Below are 4,251 nucleotides of genomic sequence, written 5' to 3' on the forward strand. Positions count from 1 at the left end.
GCCGCGAGGCTCAGCGAATCAAGAAGCTCCGGCCTTCAGGCCGGAGAGTGATCACCAAGTACCCGCCCGTGATGGCCGAGCTCCTGCGGCGCACCGGGTTCACCGTGGACCTGCAGTCGATGGACTGGGCGAGCCTCGTGACCCGCCGCACCAAGAGTTCGCCCACGTCCGAGGGCGGTTGGAACGCCTTCATCACGTTCTGGAATCAGGCCGACACCTTCAATCCCTTGTTCTTCGCGCCTCTCACGGGCAACGGCCTCAAGGGCTGGTTCGGGTGGACGACCGACCCGGAGCTCGAGAAGCTGAAGGACGACTTCGTGAAGACCTCCGACCCGGCGGAACGCAAAAAGATCGCCGAAGGCATTCAGCTGCGCGTGATGCTGTCGGGCGTCTACGGCATGTTGGGTGAGGCGAAGCCCATGGTGGCGCTGCGCAGCAACGTCTCGGGCCTCGTTCCCGCCCCGGTCAGCGTCTTCTGGGGGCTCAGCAAGAACTGACGCGCCAAAAGAGCGTCAACTCAGGCGCATCGGCAGAAGCCTGGTGCGGGCGGCCCCCCGACGGTACGCCGCCCGCGCCGACTCAAGGGATCCGCCCTTTGAAGGTCTGCGCCAAGACGGCGCACCCGGCGGACTGCGCCGCCTTCTCACCGTCACCCCACCGTCACCCCCGAAGCCGGGAGGTCCATATGTTCATTCTGCGAAGGCTCCTCGCCTTCATTCCGGTCATGATCATCGTCGCGCTGATCGTGTTCTTGATGCTCCACCTGTCGCCGGGCGATCCGGCGGCGGCGATTGCGGGCGACTCCGCGACGGCCGAAGACCTTGCGCGCATCCGCAGGGAGCTCGGACTCGACGACCCGATCGTGCTGCAGTTCTGGAACTGGATCACGGCGCTCTGCCAGGGCGACCTCGGGAATTCGTACTTCCTCAACCGCCCGGTTGCGCAGTTGATCGCCGACCGCGTGGGGCCGACCCTCTCGCTCGCGGGCTTCACGATCGTCCTCACGGTCGCGCTCTCGGTGCCGCTCGGCACCTACGCGGCCTACCGTCAGGGCGGCTGGGTGGACCGCGCGCTCATGGCCTTCTCGGTCCTCGGGTTCTCGATTCCCTCGTTCGTCCTGGGCTACTGCTTCGTGTGGTACTTCGGCCTCCACCTCAACGTCTTTCCCACTCAAGGGTACGTGCGCTACGACGAGAGCATCGAGGGGTGGATCGCGCACCTGATCCTCCCGGCCGTCACGCTCTCGTGCATCTACATCGCGCTCATTGCGCGCGTCACGCGCGCGTCGGTGGCCGAGGCTTTGTCGGAGGACTTCATCCGCACGGCCCGCGCAAAGGGCATCACCGAGATCGAGGTGCTGCTGCGCCACGGGCTCGCGAACGCCGCAGTGCCGATCGTCACGGTGATCGGCGTCGGGATCGCGATCCTGATCGGCGGCGTCGTCGTCACCGAGATCGTCTTCGCCATTCCGGGTCTCGGGAGCCTCACGATCGACGCGGTGATGTCGCGCGACTACCCGCTCATCCAGGGCATCACGCTCTTCTTCTCGATGCTCTACATGTTCATCAACCTCCTGATCGACCTGAGCTACACGCTCTTCGATCCGCGGATCCGCTACTGACGGGAAGGAAGGAAGCCATGCTGCGCAAAGTACTCGCCAAGGTGTTCGCCAACTGGTCCGTGCGGATCGGGGGCGGCGTGCTCCTGCTCCTCATCGCGCTCTCGGCCTTCGCGCCGTGGCTCGGCACGATCGACCCCACGATGCTCGATCCGGGGAGCCAGAACCTCCTGCCGCTCTCCACGAACGTTTTCATGACGCTCGACGGCGACGAGTTCGAACACTTCTTCCTGATGGGGTCCGATTCCCTCGGCCGCGACATCTGGAGCCGCGCGCTCTACGGCGGGCGCGTCTCGATCACGCTCGGGATCTCCGCGGCGGTTCTCGCCGTCCTCTTCGGCACGCTCTTCGGGCTCCTTTCGGGCTACTTCCGCCCGGTCGACGCCGTCGTGATGCGCGTGATGGACGGCTTCATGTCGATCCCGGCGATCCTCTTCGCGATCAGCCTGATCGCGATGTTCGGCAACAAGCTCCCGGTCGTGATCACCGCGATCGCGGTGCCGAGCATCCCCCGCATCGCGCGCCTCGTGCGCTCGGTGGTGCTCTCGGTCCGTGAGGAGCCCTACGTCGAGGCCGCGGTGGCGCTCGACACCCCCGTCTGGAAGATCCTCTGGCGGCACATTCTCCCCAACGCCACGGCGCCCCTGATCGTGCAGGGCACCTACGTCTGCGCCGAGGCGATCCTCGTGGAGGCGATTCTTTCCTTCCTCGGCGTCGGCATGCCGGTTGAGGCCGCGACCTGGGGGAACATCATGGCCGAGGGCAGAAGTCAGTTCAACGCCTTCCCGCACATGGTGCTGCTGCCGGGCGTCTTCCTGGTGCTCACCATTCTGTCCGTCAATGTTTTGGGCGACGGTCTGCGCGACACGCTCGATCCGAAGTTCTCGAAGAGGAGCGACAAATGAGCATGAGCATCTTCCCCCGCAATACCCGCCGGGAGCTGCGCCGCGAAGAGGCCCGCGCCGCGCTTGACCCGCACCGCGTGGTGCTCGAGGTCGAGGACCTCGCCGTGTCGCTCCCGCCCGGAGGCGACCGCCCGAGGGCCGTCGAACACGTCTCCTTCACCGTCCGCGCGGGCGAGGTGACGTGCCTGATCGGCGAATCGGGGTCGGGAAAGTCGGTGATCGCCTCGACCGTGATGGGGCTGCTCCCAAAGGGCCTCGCCCCGTGCGCGGGGTCCGTCAAGCTGAACGGCGGGGAGCTCATCGGCCTCCCGGCGCAGGCCTTCCGGAAGCTGCGCGGCGAGCACATGGCGATGGTTTTTCAGGAGCCGATGACCGCGCTCAATCCCGTGATGACCTGCGGCGCCCAGTTGGACGAGATGTTGAAGGCCCATGTCGAGATGCTTCCCTATGAGCGCCGCGTGCGGATCCTCGACATCCTCGAGCAGGTGAACCTTCCGGACCCCCCGCGCATCTACCGCTCCTACCCGCATCAGCTCTCGGGCGGACAGAGGCAGCGCATCGTGATCGCCATGGCGCTCATTCTGAAGCCCGACCTTCTGATCTGCGACGAACCGACGACGGCGCTCGACGTCACGACCCAGGCGGGCATCCTGAAGCTCATCCTCGAGCTCCAGCAGAAGAACGGCACGGCGGTGCTCTTCATCACGCACGACTTCGGCGTCGTTTCCGAGATCGCCGACCAGGTGGTCGTGCTCGAGCTCGGCCGCCAGATTGAAACCGGCACGGCCGAAGCCGTGCTCCAGCGCCCGCAGGAGCCCTACACCCAGAAGCTCATCAATGCGGTGCCCGAACTGAAGCCCCGCGAACGGCCGCCCGTGGACCACGGCCAGGTGCTCCTCGAAGCCGTCCGCGTCGTGAAGACCTATCGGCTCGGCGGCTTCTTCACGGGCTACGTGACCGTCGAAGCCCTGAAGGGCATTTCCTGCAGACTCTCCAAGGGCGAAACGATCGGCATCGTCGGCGAGTCGGGGTCGGGGAAGTCCACCTTCGCGCGCTCGATCGCGAGGCTCATTGAACCGACCTCGGGAGCCGTGATCGTGGGCGACGAAGACGTGGCGAGACTCCCCCCGAGGCTGCTCCACGGCTACCGACGGAAGGTGCAGGTGGTCTTCCAGGACCCGTACCGGTCGCTCGACCCGCGCATGACGGTGGGCGAATCCATCATCGAGGGGCCGGTCAACTTCGGCGTCCCCCGCGAAGAGGCCTGGCGCGAGGCCGAGCGTCTGATGAAGGTGATCCGCCTCTCGCCCGACGCCCTGAACCGCTACCCGAATCAGTTTTCGGGCGGGCAGCGCCAGCGCATTTCGATCGCGCGGGCGCTCGCCTGCAGGCCCGAGATCCTCGTCGCCGACGAAGCCGTCTCGGCGCTTGACGTTTCGGTCCAGGCCGACATCCTGAAGCTCCTCGAAGAGGTGCAGCGCAAGTTGGGGCTCGGCATCCTCTTCGTCACCCACGACCTGCGCGTCGCGAGTCAGATCTGCGACGAGGTGATCGTCGTGCGCCGCGGCGCCTGCGTCGAGTCGGGGCTCGTGAAGGACGTGTTCTTCAACCCGCAGAACGACTACACGCGCTCGCTCATTGCCGCCGCTCCGGGAAAGAACTATCCCTTCGGGCGCACGGCGCACCTCTTCTGACGCGCCGGAGACCGCGGGCGGGGCGCCTCTCCCC

At 66.3% G+C, this 4,251-nt stretch carries 4 protein-coding genes; all 4 read left to right on the forward strand.

The genetic code is table 11. The annotated features are described in order from the left end of the window. Positions 1-47 precede the first annotated feature (47 nt). Positions 48-497, forward strand: a complete 450-nt coding sequence (locus ACT6Y9_RS09055) for a hypothetical protein (RefSeq protein WP_443744291.1) — start codon at positions 48-50, stop codon at positions 495-497. 188 nt (positions 498-685) lie between these two features. Then, positions 686-1,621, forward strand: coding sequence for an ABC transporter permease (locus ACT6Y9_RS09060; RefSeq protein ID WP_443744292.1), 936 nt, complete (start codon positions 686-688; stop codon positions 1,619-1,621). Positions 1,622-1,638: 17 nt separating this feature from the next. Beyond that, positions 1,639-2,523: an ABC transporter permease gene (locus tag ACT6Y9_RS09065; protein WP_443744293.1), complete on the forward strand. Its 885-nt coding sequence runs from the start codon at positions 1,639-1,641 to the stop codon at positions 2,521-2,523. Further along, positions 2,520-4,217 carry a dipeptide ABC transporter ATP-binding protein gene (locus ACT6Y9_RS09070; protein WP_295480895.1) on the forward strand — a complete coding sequence of 566 codons (1,698 nt, stop codon included), beginning with the start codon at positions 2,520-2,522 and terminating at the stop codon, positions 4,215-4,217. Before ACT6Y9_RS09065 ends, ACT6Y9_RS09070 begins: the two co-directional genes overlap by 4 nt. Positions 4,218-4,251: the final 34 nt, after the last annotated feature.

The organism is Sutterella sp. (assembly GCF_052272535.1).
Taxonomy (GTDB): Bacteria; Pseudomonadota; Gammaproteobacteria; order Burkholderiales; family Burkholderiaceae_F; genus Sutterella.

What these genes read in the sequence shown, in the direction of transcription:
- ACT6Y9_RS09060 (WP_443744292.1), top strand. Translation starts at nt 686, where the DNA reads ATGTTCATTCTGCGAAGGCTCCTCGCCTTCATTCCGGTCATGATCATC.
- ACT6Y9_RS09065 (WP_443744293.1), top strand. Translation starts at nt 1,639, where the DNA reads ATGCTGCGCAAAGTACTCGCCAAGGTGTTCGCCAACTGGTCCGTGCGG.
- ACT6Y9_RS09070 (WP_295480895.1), top strand. Translation starts at nt 2,520, where the DNA reads ATGAGCATGAGCATCTTCCCCCGCAATACCCGCCGGGAGCTGCGCCGC.